Source organism: Ideonella sp. B508-1, assembly GCF_000333615.1.
In the GTDB taxonomy this organism is placed as follows: Bacteria; Pseudomonadota; Gammaproteobacteria; order Burkholderiales; family Burkholderiaceae_C; genus Ideonella.
The window spans coordinates 1-2467 of sequence record NZ_BADL01000382.1; the positions used below are offsets into that span (position 1 = coordinate 1).

2 protein-coding genes are annotated in these 2467 nt (G+C 64.5%); both read left to right on the forward strand.

The window, feature by feature from the left end; translation table 11 throughout:
• The coding region (locus tag I73_RS15875) for an integrase arm-type DNA-binding domain-containing protein (protein WP_022981518.1) at positions 1-1275 on the forward strand (1275 nt) is incomplete at its 5' end.
• Between the two features lie 154 nt (positions 1276-1429).
• On the forward strand, positions 1430-2467 hold a 1038-nt coding region (locus I73_RS15880; protein ID WP_022981519.1), incomplete at its 3' end, for a class I SAM-dependent DNA methyltransferase.

The following is a 2467-nucleotide window of genomic DNA, read 5'->3' on the forward strand; positions in this document are numbered from 1 at the left end:
GACAAGGCCATCAAAGCCGCCTTGAAGCAGGCGGCCGAGGCCGGCAAGGCGGTGGCCATCAATGACGGCGCAGGCCTGACCCTGGAGGCTCAGCCTACCGGAGTGGGGTGGTGGCGTCTGCGTTACTACATTGACGGCAAGGCCAACCGTCAGAGCCTGGGCACCTACCCAGACGTCTCTCTGAGCGACGCTCGCGCCCGCCGTGACTCTGCCCGGCAGGATGTGGCCGCCGGCCATGACCCCAGCCAGGTCCGCAAGGCAGAGAAGGCAGCCAGGGCGCAACAGGTGATCACGGCCAAGCTGGCGGCGGAAGGTAAGCCCGGTCCCGGCACCTTCGAGTTTGTCGCGCGTGACTGGCTGGCGACCATGCACATGCCCAAGGTGAGCGTCAGCCATGCCAAGCGAACGCAGGACCGCCTGGAGAAGAATGTCTTTCCCTGGATTGGAAGGCAGGCCATCGACGCCATTGAAGCGCCGGAGCTTCTGCAGGTCCTGCGCAGGATTGAGGCGCGTGGTGCCATCGAGACGGCGCACCGCACCAAGGATGCCTGCGGCCAGGTGTTCCGCTATGGCGTGGCCTGCGGCGTCTGCAAGCGCAACCCTGCCGCGGATCTGAAAGACGCACTCCGCCCCGTCGAAACCAAGCACCATGCCGCGGTCACCGATCCCAAGGAAGTCGGGCAACTGCTGCGAGCGATGGACGATTACCAGGGCAATACCGTGACCCGGGCGGCGCTGAGCCTGTCTGCCTTGCTGTTGCTGCGTCCAGGGGAGCTGAGGCACATGGAATGGGCCTGGCTGGATCTGGACGGCGCCACGCTGACCGTCCCTCCCGAAGTGATGAAGCGCTCCAAGGCGGACAAGCGGAATGGCGTGCCGCACATCGTGCCATTGGCCCACCAGGCAGTCAGCATCCTGCGTGACCTGCAGGCAGAGACCGGTCACCGCAGCTTCGTCTTCCCGTCGCTGGCCTCACCCCAGCGTTGCATGTCTGAAAACACGGTGCGTAGCGCACTGCGCCGCATGGGCTATGGCAACGAGGACATGACCGCCCACGGCTTTCGCGCCACGGCGCGCACCATGATTGCTGAGCGACTGGAGATCGCCCCTGAGGTGATCGAGGCCCAACTGGCCCACGCCGTGCCGGATGCCCTGGGCCGTGCCTACAACCGGACCCAGTACCTGGAGCAACGGCGAGCCATGATGCAGCAATGGGCCGACTACCTGGACCGCCTGAAGAGCGGAGCACAGGTGTTGTCATTCAAGGCCGCGTGAACAGCGCCTTCCCACCTAGGACAATCTCCGTCAGTCGCCCTGTTCCCCGAGCTGGCCCTCGCGCGCACGCGCGTGCGCGCTTGGTGTCAAAGAATTCCCCTCCAGATCATCCAGCCTCCACCTGTTTCCAGGCTCGAAGAGGCTCGCGTCACCCATGAACCAATCCACCCTGTCCGCCTTCATCTGGTCCGTGGCTGACCTGCTGCGCGGTGACTACAAGCAATCCGACTACGGCAAGGTCATCCTGCCCTTTACCGTTCTGCGCCGGCTGGACTGCGTGCTGGCCCCCACCAAGGCGGCTGTGCTCCAGGAGCTGGAGGCCAAGCAGAAGCTGGACGTGAACCCTGCACCCTTCCTGCTGAAGAAGACGGGCCTGAAGTTCTTCAACCAGTCCACCCTGGACCTGCAGACGCTACTGGGCGACCCGGACAACATCTCCCAGAACCTCTACCGCTACGTCTACCAGGGCTTCTCGCCCGATGTGCGGGACATCTTCGAGCACTTCGAGTTCCTGACCCAGATCGAACGCCTGGCCAAGGCCGGCCTGCTCTACCAGGTCACCGAGCGCTTCGCCCACATCGACCTGCACCCCGAGGCCGTCAGCAACGCCCAGATGGGCCTGGTGTTCGAGGAGCTGATCCGCAAGTTCGCCGAAATCTCCAACGAGACCGCCGGGGAGCACTTCACTCCCCGCGAGGTGATCCGTCTGATGGTCAATCTCATCTTCACGGAAGACGACGCCGTGTTGAGCCAGCCCGGCGTGGTGCGCACCCTGTACGACCCCACCGCCGGCACGGGCGGCATGCTCAGCGTGGCGGGTGAATACCTGGCCGAGCTGAACCCCCAGGCTCGCCTGACGGTGTATGGCCAGGAGCTCAACCCCGAGTCCTACGCCATCTGCAAGGCCGACATGCTCATCAAGAGCCAGGAGGTGGCCAACATCGCCTTCGGCAACACGCTGAGCGACGACGGCCACCCGCAGATGAAGTTCGACTACATGCTGGCCAACCCGCCCTTTGGCGTGGAGTGGAAGAAGGTCGAAAAAGAAGTCCGCAAGGAGCACGAGCAGCAAGGCCACAACGGCCGCTTCGGCCCGGGTCTGCCGCGGGTGTCAAACGGCTCCATGCTGTTCCTGCTGCACCTGATTAGCAAGATGCGCCCGGCCAAGGATGGCGGCAGCCGCATCGGCATC